22 protein-coding genes are annotated in these 19,766 nt (G+C 71.4%); 12 read left to right on the top strand and 10 right to left on the bottom strand.

What is annotated here, in order from left to right:
• Nucleotides 1-91 precede the first annotated feature (91 nt).
• Nucleotides 92-493 (top strand): hypothetical protein, encoded by a 402-nt coding sequence (locus D892_RS42515; RefSeq protein WP_024804952.1) that lies wholly within the window; start codon nt 92-94, stop codon nt 491-493.
• 187 nt (nt 494-680) lie between these two features.
• Here the strand turns inward: D892_RS42515 and D892_RS0130860 are convergent, their stop codons facing one another.
• From D892_RS0130860 to D892_RS0130850, 3 genes are read right to left on the bottom strand one after another with little or no spacing between them, the layout of a single operon-like run.
• Nucleotides 681-1,760 carry a quinone-dependent dihydroorotate dehydrogenase gene (locus D892_RS0130860; RefSeq protein ID WP_024804951.1) on the bottom strand — a complete coding sequence of 360 codons (1,080 nt, stop codon included), beginning with the start codon at nt 1,758-1,760 and terminating at the stop codon, nt 681-683.
• Nucleotides 1,761-1,765: 5 nt separating this feature from the next.
• Entirely contained in the window at nt 1,766-2,032 is a 267-nt protein-coding gene (locus D892_RS0130855; protein WP_024804950.1) for a DUF5703 family protein, read from the bottom strand.
• The gene (locus D892_RS0130850; RefSeq protein ID WP_024804949.1) at nt 2,032-3,066 is read right to left on the bottom strand and encodes a YncE family protein; all 1,035 of its coding nucleotides are present in this window, start codon (nt 3,064-3,066) and stop codon (nt 2,032-2,034) included. The genes D892_RS0130855 and D892_RS0130850 overlap by 1 nt, the downstream gene beginning before the upstream one ends.
• 191 nt (nt 3,067-3,257) lie before the next feature.
• Here D892_RS0130850 and D892_RS0130845 point away from each other — a divergent pair, with 191 nt between their 5' ends.
• The 4 genes from D892_RS0130845 (at nt 3,258) to D892_RS0130830 (ending at nt 6,652) form a co-directional block, all read left to right on the top strand.
• On the top strand, nt 3,258-3,629 hold the full coding sequence (locus tag D892_RS0130845; RefSeq protein ID WP_024804948.1) for a hypothetical protein: 372 nt from the start codon (nt 3,258-3,260) through the stop codon (nt 3,627-3,629).
• Nucleotides 3,630-3,744: 115 nt separating this feature from the next.
• Nucleotides 3,745-4,275, top strand: a complete 531-nt coding sequence (locus tag D892_RS0130840; protein WP_024804947.1) for a hypothetical protein — start codon at nt 3,745-3,747, stop codon at nt 4,273-4,275.
• Between the two features lie 8 nt (nt 4,276-4,283).
• Nucleotides 4,284-6,413: an MMPL family transporter gene (locus tag D892_RS0130835; protein ID WP_024804946.1), complete on the top strand. Its 2,130-nt coding sequence runs from the start codon at nt 4,284-4,286 to the stop codon at nt 6,411-6,413.
• 74 nt (nt 6,414-6,487) lie between these two features.
• Nucleotides 6,488-6,652, top strand: a complete 165-nt coding sequence (locus tag D892_RS0130830) for a hypothetical protein (protein ID WP_198037016.1) — start codon at nt 6,488-6,490, stop codon at nt 6,650-6,652.
• A 130-nt stretch (nt 6,653-6,782) separates the two neighbouring features.
• Here D892_RS0130830 and D892_RS44100 read toward each other — a convergent pair whose 3' ends face one another.
• Entirely contained in the window at nt 6,783-7,166 is a 384-nt protein-coding gene (locus D892_RS44100) for a nuclear transport factor 2 family protein (RefSeq protein WP_024804944.1), read from the bottom strand.
• Between the two features lie 130 nt (nt 7,167-7,296).
• On the opposite strand from D892_RS44100, the gene D892_RS42505 reads away from it, so the two are divergent.
• The gene (locus D892_RS42505; protein WP_024804943.1) at nt 7,297-7,743 is read left to right on the top strand and encodes a helix-turn-helix domain-containing protein; all 447 of its coding nucleotides are present in this window, start codon (nt 7,297-7,299) and stop codon (nt 7,741-7,743) included.
• Nucleotides 7,744-7,748: 5 nt separating this feature from the next.
• On the opposite strand, the gene D892_RS44095 is transcribed toward D892_RS42505, so the two are convergent.
• Complete coding sequence (locus D892_RS44095; protein WP_051499214.1) at nt 7,749-8,456, bottom strand: DUF4386 domain-containing protein; 708 nt, start codon at nt 8,454-8,456, stop codon at nt 7,749-7,751.
• 2 nt (nt 8,457-8,458) lie between these two features.
• On the bottom strand, nt 8,459-9,187 hold the full coding sequence (locus D892_RS0130810; RefSeq protein ID WP_232236206.1) for an NAD(P)-dependent oxidoreductase: 729 nt from the start codon (nt 9,185-9,187) through the stop codon (nt 8,459-8,461).
• 114 nt (nt 9,188-9,301) lie between these two features.
• Between D892_RS0130810 and D892_RS0130805 the strand changes: the two genes are divergently transcribed.
• A complete protein-coding gene (locus D892_RS0130805; RefSeq protein ID WP_024804940.1) occupies nt 9,302-9,991 on the top strand; it encodes a TetR/AcrR family transcriptional regulator in 690 nt (229 codons plus the stop codon).
• A 62-nt stretch (nt 9,992-10,053) separates the two neighbouring features.
• Here D892_RS0130805 and D892_RS0130800 read toward each other — a convergent pair whose 3' ends face one another.
• From D892_RS0130800 to D892_RS0130785, 4 genes are all read right to left on the bottom strand, one after another.
• Complete coding sequence (locus D892_RS0130800; protein ID WP_024804939.1) at nt 10,054-10,902, bottom strand: heme ABC transporter ATP-binding protein; 849 nt, start codon at nt 10,900-10,902, stop codon at nt 10,054-10,056.
• An 82-nt stretch (nt 10,903-10,984) separates the two neighbouring features.
• Nucleotides 10,985-12,001, bottom strand: coding sequence for an iron ABC transporter permease (locus tag D892_RS42490; protein WP_036570393.1), 1,017 nt, complete (start codon nt 11,999-12,001; stop codon nt 10,985-10,987).
• A 728-nt stretch (nt 12,002-12,729) separates the two neighbouring features.
• On the bottom strand, nt 12,730-13,791 hold the full coding sequence (locus D892_RS0130790) for a hemin ABC transporter substrate-binding protein (protein WP_024804937.1): 1,062 nt from the start codon (nt 13,789-13,791) through the stop codon (nt 12,730-12,732).
• A gap of 52 nt (nt 13,792-13,843) precedes the next feature.
• Nucleotides 13,844-14,809 carry an aldo/keto reductase gene (locus D892_RS0130785; RefSeq protein ID WP_024804936.1) on the bottom strand — a complete coding sequence of 322 codons (966 nt, stop codon included), beginning with the start codon at nt 14,807-14,809 and terminating at the stop codon, nt 13,844-13,846.
• A 229-nt stretch (nt 14,810-15,038) separates the two neighbouring features.
• On the opposite strand from D892_RS0130785, the gene D892_RS0130780 reads away from it, so the two are divergent.
• The 5 genes from D892_RS0130780 to mshC all read left to right on the top strand — a co-directional run bounded on the left by D892_RS0130780 (nt 15,039) and on the right by mshC (nt 19,691).
• On the top strand, nt 15,039-15,986 hold the full coding sequence (locus tag D892_RS0130780; protein WP_024804935.1) for an undecaprenyl-diphosphate phosphatase: 948 nt from the start codon (nt 15,039-15,041) through the stop codon (nt 15,984-15,986).
• A 52-nt stretch (nt 15,987-16,038) separates the two neighbouring features.
• Nucleotides 16,039-16,824, top strand: a complete 786-nt coding sequence (locus tag D892_RS0130775; RefSeq protein WP_024804934.1) for a histidine phosphatase family protein — start codon at nt 16,039-16,041, stop codon at nt 16,822-16,824.
• Between the two features lie 24 nt (nt 16,825-16,848).
• Nucleotides 16,849-17,433 (top strand): DUF3090 domain-containing protein, encoded by a 585-nt coding sequence (locus D892_RS0130770; RefSeq protein WP_024804933.1) that lies wholly within the window; start codon nt 16,849-16,851, stop codon nt 17,431-17,433.
• Between the two features lie 4 nt (nt 17,434-17,437).
• Entirely contained in the window at nt 17,438-18,280 is an 843-nt protein-coding gene (locus D892_RS0130765; protein WP_024804932.1) for an SCO1664 family protein, read from the top strand.
• A gap of 172 nt (nt 18,281-18,452) precedes the next feature.
• The gene (gene mshC, locus D892_RS0130760; RefSeq protein ID WP_024804931.1) at nt 18,453-19,691 is read left to right on the top strand and encodes a cysteine--1-D-myo-inosityl 2-amino-2-deoxy-alpha-D-glucopyranoside ligase; all 1,239 of its coding nucleotides are present in this window, start codon (nt 18,453-18,455) and stop codon (nt 19,689-19,691) included.
• The last annotated feature ends 75 nt before the right edge of the window (nt 19,692-19,766 follow it).

Genomic DNA, 19,766 nt, shown 5'->3' with positions numbered 1-19,766 from the left:
CCTTCGGCCATCTGCGCCGATGTCCGGGGTGACCGCCCGGCCCGGCGCAGCGGCAGTGCTGCACGGGGCGGGACTCGAGAGGAGAACAGCCGTGACCATCGAGACGACCGACTGGGCGATGATCAGTGACCGGACCCCCGAGCGCGCATTCCGCGTCGACGGTGCCGGGGCGGCGGTGTGGCGGCTGAGCTGGCTGCCCGAACACCGGTTGACCCGCGCGCAGGCGCTGGCCGGCATGGAACTCGACGAGTTGCTCAGCGATCCCACCGCCGTGCACGACGAGACGGCACACCAGCGGGTGGCTCAGTGCGCGGCCGCCCTCGGCGTGCGCTACGAGGAGGCGGTGATCCTGCTGTCGCGGCGGATGATCACCCGCATGCGGCGGCACTCCGGTGGCCGCAGCCCCCGGGAGTCCGAACCGGTGCTGTCGGGCCCGACCTTCCGCTACCACCCCGCCGATCTCGCCGAGGACCGACCGCGTCTGTGCGGCTGAGTCCCGCGCCGCCACGACGTCGTCCCGCGCCGCCACGGCATTTGGCTGCCGCCCCCACGATGTCCGGACGCCGTCCCGCGCCGAGTGGCCGGAACACGGTGGGACGATGGGGGATTCGCGGGGGAATTCGCGGCATCCGGGTGGTGCGCCGCGACCCGTGCAACCGGTCCGGCAGGCAGGGCCGCGCTCAGGCGCGGGTCTCGAGCCCGGCGCCGACGGCCTCGGCGAGGCCGCGGTAGCCGTTCGCGCGCAGTCGCTGGGCCAGGCCGCGATGGATGCGGCGGGTCCAGAACGGGCCGCCGTAGATGAAACCGGTGTAGCCCTGCAGCAGAGTGGCGCCGGCGAGGATGCGCTCGTAGGCCTGATCGGCGTTCTCGATGCCGCCGACCGAGATCAGCACCAGCTTGTCGCCGACGCGGGCGTACAGGCGGCGCAGCACCTCGAGCGAGCGGTCGGCCACCGGCGAGCCCGACAGCCCGCCGGCGCCCATCGCGTCGACCTCGTCGTCGGGGGTGGCCAGTCCGTCGCGGCGGACGGTGGTGTTGGTGGCGACGATGCCGGCCAGGCCGAGTTCGACGGCCAGATCGGCGGCGGCATCGATATCGTCGTCGGACAGGTCGGGGGCGATCTTCACCAGTACCGGCACCTGGACGCGTTCGAGCACGGCGGCCAGCAGCGGCCGCAGCGATTCCACCGCCTGCAGGTCGCGCAGGCCGGGGGTGTTGGGGGAGCTGACGTTGACGACGACGAAATCGGCGAGCGGGCCGAGCAGGGTGGCGCTGGTGGCGTAGTCCTCGGCGGCCCGCTCGGCGGGGGTGGCCTTGGTCTTGCCGATGTTGGCGCCGATCGGCACGCCGCCCGGGCGGCGGCCGCGCAGGCGTTCGGCGGCCGCGGCCGCGCCGTGGTTGTTGAAGCCCATCCGGTTGATCAGCGCCCGGTCGGCGGGCAGCCGGAACAGCCGTGGCGCCGGATTGCCCGGCTGTGCCTCGGCGGTGACGGTGCCGATCTCGGCATAGCCGAAACCCAAGGGCCCCCAGGCGTTCACGCCGTCGGCGTCCTTGTCGAACCCGGCGGCCAGGCCCAGCGGTGCGGGGAAGTCCACCCCGAACGCGGTGGTGCGCAGCACCGGATCGCCGACCACGGTCAGCCGCGACAGCAGCGCGCGCAGCGGGGCGACACCGGTGGCCAGCCGCATCGCGGCGAAGACCCAGCGGTGGATGCGCTCCGGGGGCAGCAGGAACATCAGCCGCAGCACTAAGGAATACATCCCCGTCACATCCCCGGCTGGGCGACGGGGAAGGTGGTCTTGCGCCGGCGCAGCAGCACCCGGCGGCTGCCGTCGGTGTAGGCACGCACCCGCGACAGCTCCCAGCCGCCGTATTCGGCCTGGATGGCCAGCCGCATCGACGCCGTCACCCGGGTCATGTCGGGCGGTAGTCGTAACGGGACGTATTCGTATTCCCCCTCCTCGCTGGTCTCCTCCCACTCCGCGGGAATCGACCGCCTGCGCTGCGAACGGTGCGCCGAGGCCCGAGTCATCACTGCCCTCTCTTCCTCTCGTCCGCGCCGATCCGCTGGAGACCGTCGCCGGTCGCGGATCCCACGAACATGTCGCCGGTGCGTTCGTCGATGGTCACCGCATTCGGCTGGCGCACCGTCGCGAAGCGTCCCACTTCCTCCGGTATACCCGTCGACAGGTCGAATCCGACCACTTCGTTGCTCGCGGTGAGCGTCACCCAAACGGTCTCGGACCGCTGATCGTAAGCGAGCGCGTAGGGCGACGAGCCTACCGGGAAGCGCTGACGCAGGACGAGAGGTTCGGCGGTATAGACCAGCAGCGCGCCGCCCGCGGTATCGGTGACCAGCAGCCGGCCGTAGTGATCGGAGACGAGGTTGGTGGCGCCGGTACCGGCCCGCAACGCCAGCCCGGGCTCGCCGCGGCCCAGGTCGAGCTGGGTGATGCTGGTCTGGGCGCGGTCCAGCACGGTGACCGCGGCGCCCGTGGCGGCGACCGCGTCGACACCGGACAGATCCGCGACCGTCTGCGCGAGATGACCGTCGGCGGCGAGGATCTGGACCCGGCCGTCGGCCAGGCCGACCGCGAGGCTGCCGTCGCTGCGGCGGGCCACCGCGCGGGCGTCGCCGTCCAGCGGGACGGCGCGGGTCTCGCCGGTCACGGCGTCGATATGCACCAGGGTGCGACCGGCGGCGGCGAGGATCTCACCGGGTGCGCCCGGTGCGAGCGCCGCGGCCGGCGCGGGCAGCGTGACGGTCCGCTCCGGCGCTCCGGCCCCGCGCAGGCCCAGGGTGACCGCGTCGGCGTCCAGCAGCGCCAGCCGCCCACCGGCGGGCTCGGCGAGCACGGCGGCGAGGGGACCGGCGGCGCTCACCGTCCCGGCCGGCGCTGCCGACGGCGCGGGTGCCGGTGCGGCGGCCGCGGGAGCGGCGCTGCCGGCTTCCTTCCCCTCGCCCGACGACGAGCAGCCCGCGACGAACGCCACCGCGGCGGTGGCCGCGAGCACCGCGCACCCTCCGCGCCGGCCGGACGACCGGTTCCAGCCGTGACCGCGCATGCACCGAACTCCTTCACTGTCCCGAGACGATCCCGGCCCGCGACTCGTGCGAGCCTCTTCATCTGACCATGATCACGGAACACGCCCGCGCGCCGGGGTTCCCGCGCACCGCGATTCGGCGGGCGCCGCGGACCTGTCGGCGGGGAGGGCTACCGTCGAACCCGAACAGCCGCCGACCGTGGGAGATCGCGTTGACAGCAGGCCGACCGTCCGGATTCTTCCTCGAGGACATCACCGTAGGCCCCTTCGCGCACGGGTTCGGCGACACCGGCGACGGGCACCCGTTCGCCTTCCGCACCGTGCGCTCGGCGCTCACCGTCGAGATCTACCGGGCCGGCCGCGGCACCGCCGCCGTGCCGGGCCCGGAGGACGTGGTCGCCGTCGCCGCGGCCCCCGTCACCGATATCGACCTGGACGACGAGCGCAGCGTGGCCGCCGCGGTGCGCGATCTGGTCGCGGCCGCGGTGCCCGTGCCGCCCGCCGGCCAGACCGCCACGCCGGTGCGTGCCCTGCTGGACCGGATCGGATCCGTCCTGACCGATATGACGGGCGATGCCCGGTAATCCCTTGGCCGCCAACGACTTCGGGAGGTGAGGCCGGGTTGCGCGGGGATCGCCGCGCCGCGTGCCAGACTGTAGGAGAACTACCGGTAACATTCGACGACGGGTGAGGATGCAGATGGCATTGCGACGATCGGCCGCCGTGGCGCCACCTCTGCTGGCGCTGGCCGTGCTGGCGGGAGCCTGCGGCGGCGACCCGGGCGAGGAGTCGGTGGCCGCCGCGCGGTCCTCGGCGTACGCCGCGCTGACCGCCTCGTCCCAGGCCGCCGCCGTCAGCAGCGCCAACCGGCCGATCCCCACCGCCGCCGAACTCGACAGCCGGATCAAGCGCGCGCTGGACCCGTCGCTACCCGACAGCGACCGCACCGCCCTGATCGAGGACGGCGCCGCGTTCAGCCAGGCCATCCCCGACATGTACAAGGCGATGCAGGACAATCCGCGCGCCGTGTACGGCGTCACCGACCCGGTGTTCGACAACCACGACGGCACCCTGACCGCGACCATGCGTCTGGACAAGGACGGCACGGGCAGCAACGTGCGCACCACGATCGTGCACTTCGTCGACATCGACGGCACGTGGAAGATCTCGCGCTCCGACCTGTGCGGAATCCTGCGCTCGGCCGATTACAAGACCCCGGCCTGCGGCTGAATCCCGGCATGGTGGAACAGTTCTCGCTGCGGTGGGGCCGGTTCGTGCACCGCCATCGGTATCTGGTGCTCGCGCTGTTCGTGGGCCTCGTGGTGCTGTCGGGCCTGTTCGGCAAGGACCTCCAGTCCCGGCTGACCCAGGCCGGCTGGTTCGACGAGCGCAGCGAATCGGTGGTGGCCTCCGAGCTGGCCGACCGGACGTTCGGGCGCGACCGCGACGCCGATGTGATCGTCCTCTACACCGCGCCGCCCGGCCACACCGTCGACGACGCGCCGGTGAGCGACGCGGTGACCGCGGAACTGGCACAGCTGCGCGCGAAGTATCCCGACCGCATCCAGAAGATCGACAGCTATTTCGACGGCTCGATGATGGGCCAGTTCGCCGACGCGTCGCGCACGCACGCCTTCGCCAGTATCGGGCTGCGCGGCAACGACACCGAATCGGTGAACAACTACCTCGCCATCCGCGACGATCTGCGCGCCGACGATCCCGGCGGCGGCCCGGGCGGCACCACGGTGCAGCTGGCCGGGCTGCAGCCGGTGGTGGAGGGCCTCAACATCGGCATGCAGGACGACATCCGCCGCGCCGAGATGATCGCGCTGCCGATCGTGGCGATTCTGCTGTTCTTCGTGTTCGGCGGCGTGGTGGGGGCGTTGCTACCGGTGCTGATCGGCGGCATGACGATCCTGGGCAGCCAGGGCATGATGCGGGTGCTCACCGACTACATCGAGGTCAACGTGTTCGCCAGCGCGGTGGTGACGCTGGTGAGCCTGGGCCTGGCCATCGATTACGGCCTGTTCGCGGTGACCCGGTTCCGGGAGGAACTGGCCGCCGGGCGCAGCGTGCAGGACGCCACCGCCCGCACCGTCGCCACCGCCGGGCGCACGGTGCTGTTCTCCGCGGCGATCATCGCGGTCAGCCTCGGCGCGCTGTTCATCTACCCGAACGGGGTACTGCGGTCGGTGCCCTACGGCGGCATCTGCTCGGTGCTGCTGGCGGCGCTGCTGTCGGTGACCGCGCTGCCCGCGGCGCTGAGCATCGTCGGGCGGCGCATCGACCGGTGGGGCCCGCGCCGGCTCGCCGCCCGGCGCGGCCGAACCGAATCCGGCAGTCCCCGAACCGATCCCGCGCGGACCGAGGAAGGGCATCGCTTCTTCTCCCGGCTGGCGTTGTTCGCGATGCGGCGCCCGGTGTGGGTGATCGTGCCGGTGGTGCTGGGGCTGCTGGCGCTGCTGATCCCGTTCCGCCACATCGAATTCGGCGGGCTCAGCGAGCGCTACCTGGCCGCCGACGCCCCGGCCCGGGTGGCGCAGGAGCGGTTCGACACGCTGTTCCCCGGGTTCCGCACCGAGCCGCTGAAACTCGTTGTCGTCGGGGCGAATCCGCAGCAACTGTCCGACATCCGGTTCCAGGCCGACTTCGCGCCGGGACTGACCGGACGGTTCGAGGCGTCCGCGCCGACCACCGACGGCATCAACGTCCTGTCCACCGGGCTTGCCGACGAGCGCCACGCCGACGCCGCCATCGCCACGCTGCGCGCGATCGAGGAACCGCCGGGCGTGCGGGTGATGGTGGCGGGGGTGCCGGCGCTGGAACGCGACGCGATCCACGGGCTGATCGCCGGACTGCCGCTGCTGGCGGCGATCCTGGTGCTGGCCGCCCTCGCGCTGATGTACGTGGCGTTCCGGTCGATGGTGCTGGCGGTGAAGGCCGTGCTGCTCAGCGCGCTCAGCCTCGGTGCCACACTCGGCATCCTGACCTGGATCTTCGTCGAGGGGCACGGTGCGGAGCTGCTGCGGTTCACACCCGGGCCGCTGATGTTCGCGGTGCTCGTGCTGATCGTGACGGTGCTGTTCGGGCTGTCCACCGACTACGAGGTGTTCCTGCAGTCCCGGATGGCCGAGGCCCGCGCGAACGGTGCGCCCCCGGCGGAGGCCATTCGGTACGGCATCGCGCACACCGGCAGCGTGATCACCTCCGCGGCGGCGATTCTCATCGTGGTCACCGGGGCGTTCGGGTTCTCGGATCTGGTGCTGATGAAGTACATCGCCTACGGGATGATCGCGGCGCTGGTCTTGGACGCCACCGTGATTCGGCTGCTGCTCACGCCCGCGGTGCTCAAACTGGTGTGGCGGTGAGCGGCGGCCGGCGTGCCGGTGTTCCGCGCGTGGCGCGTGCAACCGGAGCATCGGGCTCCGATAACCTGGCAGGCGTGACCAACGACGGGGATACGCAGCAGACGACGAGTCAGGGCAAACATGCGGCGCCGGAGGGCGCCGGCGTGCATCCGCTGATCGATCTCGACCGGGATCCCAACCCGGGCGTACCGGATCACGCGCGCCCGGACGAGGACGACGACGAGCCGACCGATCGGTAGACCCCCGAGATCGGGGGGCGAGCCACCCCTTTTCCACATCGACGACTCCGGGCGGGACAGCGGCCGCTGTCCCGCCCGGAGTCTGTTCCCAGCCCGGTCGCAAACCCGGACTCCCTCGGTAACGCACTGGTCAGGGCATGAGGCGAGCACCGAAGGGGTTGTCGAGCACGATCTTCCAGCTGTCATCGAGCTGGCGACGCAGGGTCGCCACCGACAGTCCGTTCCGGGCGATCGGCGTGCCGTCGGGGGCGGTGCCGCTCATCGTCCACGGCGCGATGTGCACGGCAATGTCGCCGGTGATCATGACCTCATGTCCGTTGTCGTAGCGGAAGTCGGGTTTCACCGCGGCGAAGGCCGCGAACCCGGCCCGCAGCTGCTGCTCACCACGCACGGCATCGCCCGGTTCGAACGCCACGGCCGCGTCGTCGACGTAGAACGACATGACGGTGTCGATGTCACCGCGTTCGAGGGCGGCGGTCATCGCGGAGACGGTGTCGATCACGTTCTGTCGCATGAGGGTTCCTTGGTTCGAGTGCTACGGGAAAGCGCCGCGTCATCTGTTCGAACGGCTCGTTCGAACATGTGGCCGACGTACCGTTACCCTAACATTTTGGTAATGCAAATGTTGTCGGTATGCTGGGTGCATGAAACGCGCGGTGGGAAAATCGACGTGCCCGATGAACATGTTCCTCGAGGTATTCGGCGATCCGTGGACGCTGCTGGTGCTGCGTGACATGCTGCTGGTCGGCAAACGGCGTCCGGTGGAATTCCTCGACTCCGCCGAACGGATCTCGACCAGCGTTCTGCTGGACCGGCTCAAGCGCCTGGAAGCCGCGAACCTGGTAGTGCGAGTGGGCAGCGGTGAACGCAACCAGGTCCACTACGTCCCGACCGGGCGAGCCGTCGACGCCCTGCCGGTGCTGTTCGAGATGGCTTTGTGGAGTATGGAACACGAACCGCAGGCTCAACCGCTGCAGCGGGTGATCACCCGCATCCACTCCGATCCCGAGGACTACATCGCCGAGATCCGCGCCGAACTCGAACGCGAAATGATCGAGCCGGCCGCGTCGGACTACCCATGGTCGACCTGAACCCGCTACTCGGCTGCCGGGGTCGGAACCCGGGCCCGTGACGGTGCGCGCCCGTCGACGCCTTTGACGAGGAGCCAGAACGTGAGCCCCAGCTCTCCGACGAGTGCCGGGACGAGCAGCAGCGAGGTGAGTTCGCCGTCGGCCGCCAGCGCGAGGACAGCGAGGAGACTGGTGGTGATGTAACCGATTCCGGCGGCGAGTAGCAGTGCCGCGAGCAGACGTGGGATGTAGCGGGCACGCCGGAACAGCATGCCCAGGCCGAGGCAGTGGACTCCGAAGACGATGAGGGCCAGGCGAAATCCGGTGTCGAAGGCGCTCAGCGCTACCGCGCGGAACGTGTCCGTGGCCGCGGGGTCGAGGCCGTGCCGGTAGCTCGGGTCGGACCGGAGCGAGAAGGCGGTGCCGAGGTGGATCAGGCATGCGCCGAGCATCGCGGAATAGACCAGTCGTAGTGCCGCGGTGATCGCGGCGAGGGTGGGCGCGACCGGCCGCAGCAAGAGGTAGAGGGTGACCGCGACGGCGGTGTCGGCGAGGACGAGAACGGTCCAGCCGACGACGCCGGCGGCGAAAACAGTGTGGTGCCGTTCGAGGTCTGCCGCCGCCGCGACCGGGTCGCTCGTATCGCCGAATGCGAGTGGGGCGCAGAGCCCGCAGACGGCGATGACGAGATACAGCAGGCCGGACGCACGGGCGAGCCGTTGCCGAAGGTCCATGATCACCCCTGCGCCGCGGGCGAGACAGTGTCCGAGGCGGGGCGGGCGACGATCGCGGGTGCCCGGCCGATGAGGGAGTCGTCGGCGAGGGCCTCGACCATGAACAGGGCGAAGTCGATGCGCCGGGTCAGGTTCGCGGCCAGGGCCGGGTCGCCGACGTGGTCACGCCAGATCGGAAGTCCCTGGCTCGTGCCCTCTTCCAGGTCGCTGCCGCGTACTACGGTCCAGCGGGTATCACTGGCGAAGATCAGATCGCACGCTCGCACCTGGTCGTTCAAGTCGGCCACGCGTGCGATCCTGGCGAGCGAGCCGAACACCGCGACGAACGCGCGCAGTTTGCGGGTGTAGCGATCTCGTCCGTCGAGGGTGATGTGCCAGCCGCAGGAGAATACGAGCCGGGCGTCCCGGCGCGCATGGTCGAGTACCGCGCGGGCGGTTCCCGACGAATAGTCGCGGATCCCCCAGGGGACGAGCACGGTCAGTACGCCGTCGCAGCCGTCGACCGCGTCGGCGATCACGGCGGGGTCGTCGGTCGGTCCCGGCACGATCCTGATGCGGTCGGCGAACCGGTCGAGTTTGCCGACACTGCGTTCCCGGCAGACGCCGACAACGTCGTAGCCGCGCGCCAGGGCGTGTTCGATCATGTACCGGCCGAGCTTTCCCGAGGCTCCGATGACGCAGACCCGCATCGCTCGGGCATTGTCCTGATGCGTGTTCTGATCAGCTGTCATCGCTCCACATCACTTCCACGATCCCCCTTACAACATAAGGGAGCCTTACGGGATAAGGTAGCCTTACAAGGTAAGGTCGTCAAGGCACGACGACCGACGGACACGAAGGGCGGCATGACGGACGAAACGAATGCCGATGCCGGACATCGAATTCCGCTGACCAGGCAGCGAGTGGTGCTGACAGCGGTCGCGGTTGCCGACGAGGTGGGCGTCGAGGCATTGACCATGCGTAAAGTCGCCGACCGACTCGATGTCGAGGCGATGTCGCTGTATCACCACGTCGGCGGGAAGGCCGCGATGCTGGATGGCATGGTCGACGCGGTCTTCGCCGAGATCGACCTACCGGCTTCGGCCGCGGGCTGGCGCGCGGGCCTGCGGCAACGCGCCGAGTCGGTACGCGCCGCGTTGCTGCGGCATCCGTGGGCGGTCGGACTGGTGGAATCGCGAGCCCACCCCGGTCCGGCGACATTGCGTCACCACGACTCGGCGATCGGCCTCCTGCGCGAGGCCGGCTTCTCCCTGACCATGACCGCGCACGCGGTGTCGGTTCTCGACAGCTACGTCTACGGCTTCGTCCTGCAGGAGATCAACTTACCGTTCAGCGGCTCGGGGGACATCGACACCGTGGCCACCGACATCCAGAACGCTATGCCTGTCGGCGAATATCCACACCTGGCCGTCTTCATCGCCGAACACGCACTGCGGCCCGGATACGCTTACGCCGTCGAATTCACCTACGGACTCGACCTGATCCTCGACGGCCTCGCCACCAGGATGGCCCGACCGGACTCCGAGGGACGATGAACCGCTCCGTCGTCCATTGCGCCGTTACTACCGGAGCAGCCGGACGGGGCAGACCCGGCGGTTCAGCGCCGGGCCGGGAGTACCAGCTGCACGCCGGTGTGCGGATGGTCGAACACCTCGACCGGATGCCGATAGACCTGCGAGAGCAGTTCGGTGGTGAGGACCTGCCGCGGTGGACCGGCGGCGGCGAGGCGGCCCGATTCCAGCACGGCGACGCGGTCGGCGTAGGCGGCGGCGATACCGAGGTCGTGCAGCACGACGACGACGGCCGCGCCGTCGCGGGCGCGGCCGCGCACCAGGCGCAGCACCTGCTCCTGGTGGCCGAGGTCGAGAGCCGCGGTCGGCTCGTCCAGCAACAGCGTCGGGGTGTCCTGGGCGAGCACCCGGGCCAGCGCGACGCGGGCGCGTTCACCACCGGACAGGGCCGGAAACGGCCGTGCCGCCAGATGTTCGGTGTCGGTGGCAGCGAGGGCGGCGGCGATCGCCGTGCCATCGGCGTCCTCGCGCGGCGTGCGCACCCACGGGGCGCGGCCCATCGCGACGACCTCGCGGGCGGTGAACGGGAATCCGACGGTGTGATTCTGCGGCAGCACCGCGCGCCGCCGCGCCATATCCACCGGCGCCCAGTGTGTGATCGTCCGATCGTCGAGTTCGACCGTGCCGGTGGCGAGATCGAGCTCACCGGCCAGCGCCGCCAGCAGCGTCGACTTCCCGGCCCCGTTGGGGCCGACCAGCGCCAGGATCTCCCCGGCGACCACCTCCAGATCGACGTGGTCGAGCACCCGCCGGGCCGCACCGCGGTCGACGCTGACCTGCCGCGCCCGCAGGGTCACCGTGCCCGGCCCGGGCGGTGCCGGAATCCCGTGCGGGCGCACGAAAGCCTGTGTCAGACCGCGCAATACGCCGCTCACCGCATGCCTCCCCGCCTCGTCGCCGGTACTTCCCGCGCCGCACCTCCGGCCGAAGCCGGTGTGCGCCCGGCGATCACGCCGCTCATGCCCAGCCGCCCGACCGCGCCCGCGTGCGGCGCAGCAACCAGAAGAAGAACGGGCCGCCGATCAGCGAGGTGAGCATGCCCAGCGGCAGGTCGGCGTTCGCGACCAGGGTGCGGGCGCCGACGTCGGCGGCCAGCAGCACGATCGCACCGACCAGCGCCGACAGCGGGATCAGCACCCGGTGCGCGGGCCCGACCAGCATCCGCACCAGATGCGGCACGATCAGCCCGACGAACAGGATGATGCCGGTGAACGCGACCCCGGCGGTGGCCAGGATCGCCACGATCACGATCACGTTGCGCCGCAACCGTTCCACGTCCACGCCGAGGTGCCGGGCCGCGGATTCGCCGAGCGCCAGCAGGTCCAGCCGCGGCGCCAGCACCACCGCCGCGGCGACACCGAACGCCGTCAGCGGCGCCACCACCGCCACCGACTGCCAGGTGGCGCCGTTGAGGCTGCCCAACTGCCAGAACACGATCTGGTCCCGCGCGGCCGGCGAGGCGGTGAACAGCAGGAACGCCATCAAACCACCGGCGAAGGCATTGACCGCGACACCGGTGAGCACGAGGGTCACCGTCTCGGTGCGCCCGCCCGACCGCGACAGCAGATACACCAGCAGCGTCGTACCCAGCCCGGCCACGAACGCGCCGCCGGCCACCGACCACGCCGCCGCGAACGCGCCACCGACGACGATGACGACACCCGCACCGACCGCCGCCCCCGCCGACACGCCGATCACGCCGGGTTCGGCGAGCGGATTCGCGAACACCCCCTGCAGCAGCGCCCCGGCCGTGGCCAGCGCCGCCCCCACCAGCACCGCCAGCACCACCCGCGGGAACCGCACCTCCCACAGCGTCACCTCACCCGCCGGATGCCCCGGCAACGGCCCCCAGTCCAGCCCGATCCGATGCAGCACACTGCCCACCACCTCCATCGGGCTCGTCGGCACCTGTCCCACGGCCGCCGAGTACATCGCCAGCAGAACGAGCAGCACGACCGACCCCGCGAACACCAGCGAAACCTTCGACCATCGCCGCGGATCACGGCCGTGCGTGAACGACGCCGGCCCGTTCGGCCCGGACGCGCCGCCGTTCCCGCCGTCCGGTTCCGGTGACACGGTGCCCCGTGCCCGCTCCGTCCCCACGTCGGTCCCCGCGGAGTTCGGCTGCCCGGGGCGACCGTCCGCGGCCCGCCCCCGCGGCTCGGCCGCATCCCCGGCCACACCGCGCGATGCTGTATCGGAATCGGATCCGGTCACCCCGTCGCCGGCCGTGGGCCCGGTATCCGCACGGCGGATTTCGGCCGCCGCCGGGGTCCGTGTCACGGCCGCACCTCCGGCGGCACCGTGCGATGCCGTGTCCGGCCGGGGCGAGTCCGCGCCGGCGCCTTCCGGTTCCGGGTGCCGGGCCGCACCGGTGGCTGCCACGGCCCGCCGCGCCGAGGGATCGGCGCCGGTCAGCGGGGACGAGTGCGGTTGCGGCGGCGCCGGACTCGTGTTCGGGTCGCGGTCCGCCGGATCTGCTGCCGGTGATTCGATGTCGCGCGACGGGGTCGAATCCGCTGTGGGATGCACGGAGTCGTTGTTCCGGCGGGGATCGGTCGCAGCCGTGCCGGCACGTGTCGCCGCGGGTACGGCCGCGGTGCCGGAGACTTCACCGGCGTCCCGGCGCGGTGCCGAGCCGTTCTCCGCATCGATCCCGGAAGTGCGCGAGTTCTCCTGCGAGCGAACGGGTTCCGGGTCGGTCATGCGGAGGGCCGGTGGTAGATCGCCTGGGACAGGGCCGACAGGACGCGGCCGGTGTTGGGGCCGAAGCTCAGCAGCGCGGCATCGGACATGTCGACGACCCGCTGATTGCGGCCCGCCGGGGTCTGCGCGATGCCGGGAACCTTGGCCAGGCCCTCGACGCCGCCGACGGATTTCAGTCCGTCGGTCATCACCAGCAGCACGTCGGGGGAGGCGGCGATCATGCCCTCGCTGGTGATATTGGTGAACGGCTCGCTCAGGCCCGCCGCGGTGCCGGCGTCGGTACCGCCGAGCGCGGCGATCAGCGAGTCGGCGCCCGAACCGGGGCCGGCGATCATGGTGATCGCGGTGCTGCGCAGGTACAGGAACGCCATCTTCACCGGCGGATCCTGCTTCGGCACGGTGGCGGCGGCGATCTCGTCGCTGGTGCGCTGCGCCAGTTTCCGGCCCTGCTCGGGCACGCCGAGCGCGGCGGCCACCGCCTCGATCTGCGGGCCGGTCTTCTCCAGGCTGCGCTCGGAATCGAAGTAGACCACCGTGATGCCCAGCGCCTTCAACTGTTCACGCATCGCGGGCGTGGCGCTGACGGTGTCGGTGAGAAAGACCGTGGGCCGTTGCGCCGCAACGGCTTCCACGCTGATGCTGCCGCTGCCGCCGGCGACGTTGGGCACCTGCTGCACCGCCGGGAACGCCGCCGAGGTCGACCGGCCCACCAGGTTCGCGCCCAGGCCCAGCGCCCACACCGTCTGCGCGAGGGTGCCGTACCGGTCGACGGCGATGATGCGGCCGGCGTCGGTGACGGTCACGTCGCTGCCGTCGGACGACTTCACCGTCGCCGGCAGCGCCGGGGCGGGTGCGGGACCGACCGGCACCGGGTCGAGGTCGGCGAGCGTCGCGGTGGCCGGGCCGCGCTGACCGGATCCGGTGGCCCCGGTCGGCGATCCGCACGCGGTGACCCCGGCGACCAGGCTCAGCGCGAGCACGGCCAGCACGACTCGGGCCGCCGGCCGCCGGGACCGGGCTGCGGTGCGGGCCGATCGGACACGGTCGAGGCTGCTCATATAGGCAAGCCTAAGAGGTGCCGCCGACGGTGCGGAACCGGGCCGCCCCCGTTCACGCCCCGCCGCTGACGTCGTCGAGGGCGGCGGCGATGGCGCGCGGCAGCTCCAGCGTCTCGGCCGCGAGGACGCCGGTGAACTGGCCGATATCGCGGGCCCCGACGACCATGCTGGTCACGCCGGGGCGGTCGCGGATCCAGGCCAGCGCCACCGCGAGCGGGGAGGTGCCCAGCCCGTCGGCGGCGGTCACGAGCGCGTCCACGACGCGGGCGGCGTGATCGTCGAGGCGGTCACGGATCTCCGCGCCCGCGACCTCGTCCGCGCCGCGCGAATCGGCCGGAACGCCGTCGCGGTACTTGCCGGTGAGCACCCCACCGGCCAGCGGCGCGGCCGCGATCAGCCCGACGCCGTGATGCGCGGCGGCGGGCACGACATCGCGTTCGGCCCCGCGGGCCAGCAGCGAATAGGGAATCTGGGCGGCGGTGATCGGCGCCGCCGACGCGAGGGTCGCCAGCTGCCAGGCGTTCAGGCCGCGCACCCCGGCGTAGCGGACCCGGCCCGAACGCACCGCGTACTCGACGGTGGCCGCGACCTCGGCGAGCGGGGTGTACGGATCCCAGGCCGCCACGCTCCACACGTCGAGATAGTCGGTGCCGAGGTCGGCGAGGGTGCGGTCGAGCTGGCGCATCAGGTTGCGGCGGGACGCGTCGACGGTCCAGCGGACCTCGGCGGCCGGCGCGCCCGCCGGATCGGTCACCCCGGGCACGGCCGCCAGGCCCGCGCAGCCGCTGATCACCAGATCGTCGCGCGGCACCAGCTCGCCCACCAGATCGCCGAGCATCCGCTGCGCGCCGCCGCCGTGATAGGCCGGGGAGGTGTCCACCAGCGTCCCGCCGGCCTCCACGAACGCCACCAGCTGCGCGCCCGCCTGTTCCGCGTCGGTCTCCGTGCCCCAGGTGTGGGTGGCCAGCCCCATCCGAGAGACGCGCAGGCCGCTGTGCCCCACCGTCCGCTGTTCCATCACAGTGCCCACACTTCTGTCACAGACACGAGCCTAGGGCCACCGGCGCCGCCGGACCGGCTACGCACCCGCGAACCGCCGGGCCGAAACGCCGGACATTCTCGTCGCCGCCGGCTGTGGGTGGCGGTAGCTCGGACAGCGCGCGCGGCGGCATGTAGGGTCGCTGCCGGACTCGGCCGGGCGCGGATCATGCCCGGCGGCAGCGGATTCGGATCGTTCGGGAGGTGACGTGGGCACGTCGATGACGTGGGTGCAGGCGCTCGTTCTGGGGGTGGTGCAGGGACTGACGGAGTTCCTGCCGATCTCCTCGTCGGGGCATCTGCGCATCGTGTCGTCCGTATTCTTCGGCGACGACGCCGGGGCGTCGTTCACCGCGGTGACGCAGCTGGGCACCGAGGCCGCGGTGGTGGTGTATTTCGCCAAGGACATCTGGCGCATCCTGCGTGCCTGGTTCACCACGCTGTACCTGCGGCTGACCGCGTCGTCGCGGGAGGCGGTGCCGATCGGCGAGCAGGTCACCACGCAGCTGCCCGTCTACACCGGCGAAGGGCCGGGCGGGTACGGCCTCGACGAGGACGCGCAACGCGAACTGGACTACCGGATCGGCTGGTACGTGATCGTGGCCACCATCCCGATCGGGTTGCTGGGCTTCGTATTCAAGGACGCGATCCGCAGCGGCGCCCGCAACCTGTGGCTGGTGTCGACGATGCTGATCGTGTTCGCACTGGTCATCGCGGCGGCCGAATACTACGGCCGGCAGCGGCGCCCGCTCGAGCAACTCACCACCCGCGACGGGGTGATCATGGGCCTGGCCCAGTGCCTGGCGCTGGTGCCGGGCGTCTCGCGGTCGGGCGCCACCTCGTCGGCGGGGTTGTTCATCGGCCTGACTCGCGAAGCGGCCGTGCGGTTCTCGTTCCTGCTGGCGATTCCGGCGGTGGTGGCGTCCGGATTGTTCAGCCTCCCCGACGCATTCGAACCGGCCGGCGAGGGCCTGAACGCCTCCGGCCCGCAGCTGCTGGTGGCGACGGTGGTGGCGTTCGCGCTCGGCTACGCGTCGGTGGCCTGGCTGCTGCGGTTCGTCGCCCGGCATTCGCTGAACTGGTTCGTCGCCTACCGCATCGTGCTGGGCCTGGTCGTGATGGGCCTGCTGGCCGGCGGCGTGGTGTCGGCGACGTGAACGACCGCGCACGCGGCGCGCGCCCGCCTCACCCACCACTAGGCTGGGTTACATGACGGTGATCCTCCTGCGGCACGGGGTGTCGACCTCCAACATCGCCGCCACCCTGGCCGGACGCAGCCCCGGAGTCGATCTGACCGACCGCGGCCGCGAGCAGGCGCAGACGGTGGCGGAACGGTTGGCGGCCCTGCCGATCGAGCACATCGTGCACTCGCCGCTCGAGCGCTGTGCCCGCACGGTGGCCCCGCTGGCGGAGAAGCTGGGCCTGACGCCCGCCCCCGAACCGGGGTTGCTGGAGGTCGACTACGGCGACTGGACCGGCCGCAAGCTGTCGGAGCTGGTGAACGAGCCGCTGTGGAAGGTGGTGCAGCGGCACGCCTCCGGCGCGGTGTTCCCCGCCGGGGAGGGCCTGGCACAGGTGCAGTATCGTGCCGTGGCCGCCGTACGCGAGCACGATCGCGCCTTCGCCGAGCAACACGGGCGCGACGCGCTGTGGGTGGCATGTACGCACGGCGATGTCATCAAGGCGGTGCTGGCCGACGCGTTCGGGATCCATCTGGACGGGTTCCAGCGCATCGTGGTCGAACCGGCGTCGATGAGCGTGGTGCGCTACGGCTCGGTCGGTCCGTCGGTGTGGCGGATCAACGACACGGGAACCGATCTGTCGGCTCTGGCGGCGACGCCCGAGCAACGATCGGGGCAACGCGACGGGCCGGTCCCCGGCGGTGAAGCTGGGTCGGTCCCCGGCGGTGAGGTAGGGCCCGCCGCCGCGACCGGCACGAGCGCGGCGGGTACGGATAATGGGAATGCAGGACGCCCCGATTCGTGTAGTGAGTAGTGCAGTCGGTTTCAGGAGGTGCAGATGGCCCGAGCAATCCATGTATTTCGCACCCCCGATCGTTTCGTGGCCGGAACCGTCGGTGAGCCAGGCGATCGCGCCTTCTATCTGCAGGCCGTGGAGGATCCGAGAGTGGTGAGCGTGCTGTTGGAGAAGCAGCAGGTGAAGGTGCTCGCCGACCGGATGGGCCTGTTGCTGGACGAGGTGGCGCGCCGGTTCGGCGCGGAGGTTCCCCCGCAGGCGGACGAGGTCAGCGACATCGACCCGCTGCAGATGCCGATAGACGCCGAGTTCCGCGTCGGCACAATGGGTCTGGGCTGGGACGCGGACGCCGGCGCGGTGGTGGTGGAGCTGCTGGCGATCACCGAGACCGAGGTGGACGAGTCGGTGGTGCTCGACGACACCGAGGAGGGCCCGGACGCGGTGCGGGTGTTCCTCACCCCGTCGCAGGCGCGCGAGTTCGCGCTGCGCTCGACGAAGGTGATCGCCGCGGGCCGGCCGCCGTGCCCGCTGTGCGGCGAGCCGCTGTCGACCAAGGGCCATATGTGCGTGCGCACCAACGGATACAAGCGCGGCGACATCTTCGGCGCGGCCGACCTGGAGGAGTGAGGCGGTGGACACCGACGGCAGAGCCGGAGATCCGTTCCGCATCGGTGACCTGTCGGTGATCGGCCGGGTGAGCACGGCCAGCAATGTCACCCTGGTATGCGAGATCGGCGCCGACTGCACTGTGCGCACCGAGGGCGGCGAGGCAGGCGAGGCAACCGTGCGCGTGGTGTACAAACCGGTGCGCGGGGAGCGGCCGCTGTGGGACTTTCCCGACGGCACCCTGGCGGGCCGGGAGGTGGCCTCCTATCGGGTGTCGCAGGCGCTCGGGTGGGGCGTGATCCCGGAGACGATACTGCGCGAGGGCCCGCTGGGGCCGGGGATGGTGCAGCGCTGGGTCGAATCGATCGACCACCGCACGGCCCGCGCGGGCCGCCCGGACCTGGTGGATCTGGTGCCGCTGGGCGCGGTGCCCGACGGCTTCCGGGAGGTGCTGCGCGCGATCGACGGCACCGGCGAGGAGGTGTCGCTGGTGCACGCCGACGATCCGCGGCTGCACCGGATGGCGGTGCTCGACGTGCTGATCAACAACGCCGACCGCAAGGGCGGGCATGCGCTCGAGGGCGTCGACGGCGGGGTGTACGGCGTGGATCACGGCATCTGCCTGCACGCCGAGCCGAAACTGCGCACGGTGCTGTGGGGGTGGGCCGGGGAGCCGGTCGCCGACGAGCTGCTCGCCGATATCGACACCTTCGTCAAGTCCCTGCCCGGTGAGCTCGGCGACGAGCTGGCGGGCCATCTCACCGACGAGGAGATCGCGGCGCTGGACGCGCGGGCGCGGCTGCTGCTCGACGACCCGGTGATGCCGCTGCCCGACAGCGCGCGGCCGATTCCCTGGCCCGCGTTCTGATCCGCCGCGGCGATCCCGGCGGCCGCCCGGTTCGCTCCGCCGCGATTGCAACCGTTGACTTTCGGCATTCGCTGCAACGTTGCAGGTCGTGCCGCATCGACGGGTGTGCCGCCCGATACCGGTGACCGGGGGCGGCGCGGGGGTGCGCCGATCACACCTTTACCCTCGAATCATGCAGTCCTGGTCCGAAATCTCCGTTCCCGCCGTCCCCGGATCAGGACCGCCGTTGCGGTTGTTCGACACCGCCGACCGGCAGGTGCGCCCGCTGACCCCGGGCCCGACCGCCACCATGTACGTCTGCGGCATCACCCCCTACGACGCCACCCACCTCGGGCACGCCGCCACCTACCTGACCTTCGACCTGATCAACCGGGTGCTGCGCGACGGCGGTCACGCCGTGCACTACGTGCAGAACGTCACCGACGTCGACGATCCGCTGTTCGAGCGCGCCGACCGCGACGGGGTCGGCTGGCGGGATCTGGGCGCCCGCGAGATCGCGCTGTTCCGGGAGGATATGGCGGCGCTGCGGGTGTTGCCGCCGCGCGACTACATCGGCGCGGTGGAGTCGATCGGCGAGGTCGTGGAGCTGGTGGACAAGCTGCTGGCCTCGGGCGCGGCGTATGTCGTCGACGACGCCGAATATCCCGACGTGTACTTCCGCCGCGACGCCACCGAGCAGTTCGGCTACGAATCCGGTTACGACCGCGCCACCATGGAGCGGCTGTTCGCCGAGCGCGGCGGCGATCCGCAGCGGCCGGGTAAGCGCGATTCGATCGATGCGCTGCTGTGGCGGATGGCGCGCCCGGGCGAGCCGTCCTGGCCGGCGCCGTTCGGGCAGGGGCGGCCCGGCTGGCACATCGAATGCGCGGCGATCGCGCTCAACCGGCTCGGCGCGGAGTTCGACATCCAGGGCGGCGGCAGCGATCTGATCTACCCGCACCACGAGTACTCGGCCGCGCACGCCGAGGCGCTGGTGGCGGGCCGGCGCTTCGCCCGCCATTACGTGCATGCCGGGATGATCGCGCTGGACGGCGAGAAGATGTCCAAGTCGCGCGGCAATCTGGTGTTCGTGTCGAGGCTGCGCCGCGCGGAGGTGGATCCGGCGGTGATCCGGCTGGGCCTGTTCGCCGGGCACTATCGGCAGGACCGGGAGTGGAACGATCGGGTGCAGGCCGAGGCGCTGGCCCGGCTGCAACGCTGGCGGCAGGCGGCCGCGCCGGCGTCCGGCCCGGCGGCCGACGACACCGTCGCCCGGCTGCGCCACCATCTGGCCGACGACCTGGACACCCCGAAAGCCCTTGCCGCCGTGGACAGCTGGGCGCAGCAGGCGCTGGACTACGGCGGCCCGGACCGCTCGGCCCCGGGCCTGCTGGCCGACGCGGTGGACGCGCTGCTGGGCATTCGCCTCTGAGCCGCCGCGTTCCGGGCAACCGCATCCGGGAAGGCACGAGCTTCCTGGGAATCGCCGGTTCTACATGGGCTTTCG

Origin of the sequence: Nocardia sp. BMG51109, from assembly GCF_000526215.1 — a bacterium.
GTDB lineage: Bacteria > Actinomycetota > Actinomycetes > Mycobacteriales > Mycobacteriaceae > Nocardia.
Note: the sequence above shows the minus strand (reverse complement) of the source record. Positions and strands in the feature narration are given on the sequence as shown.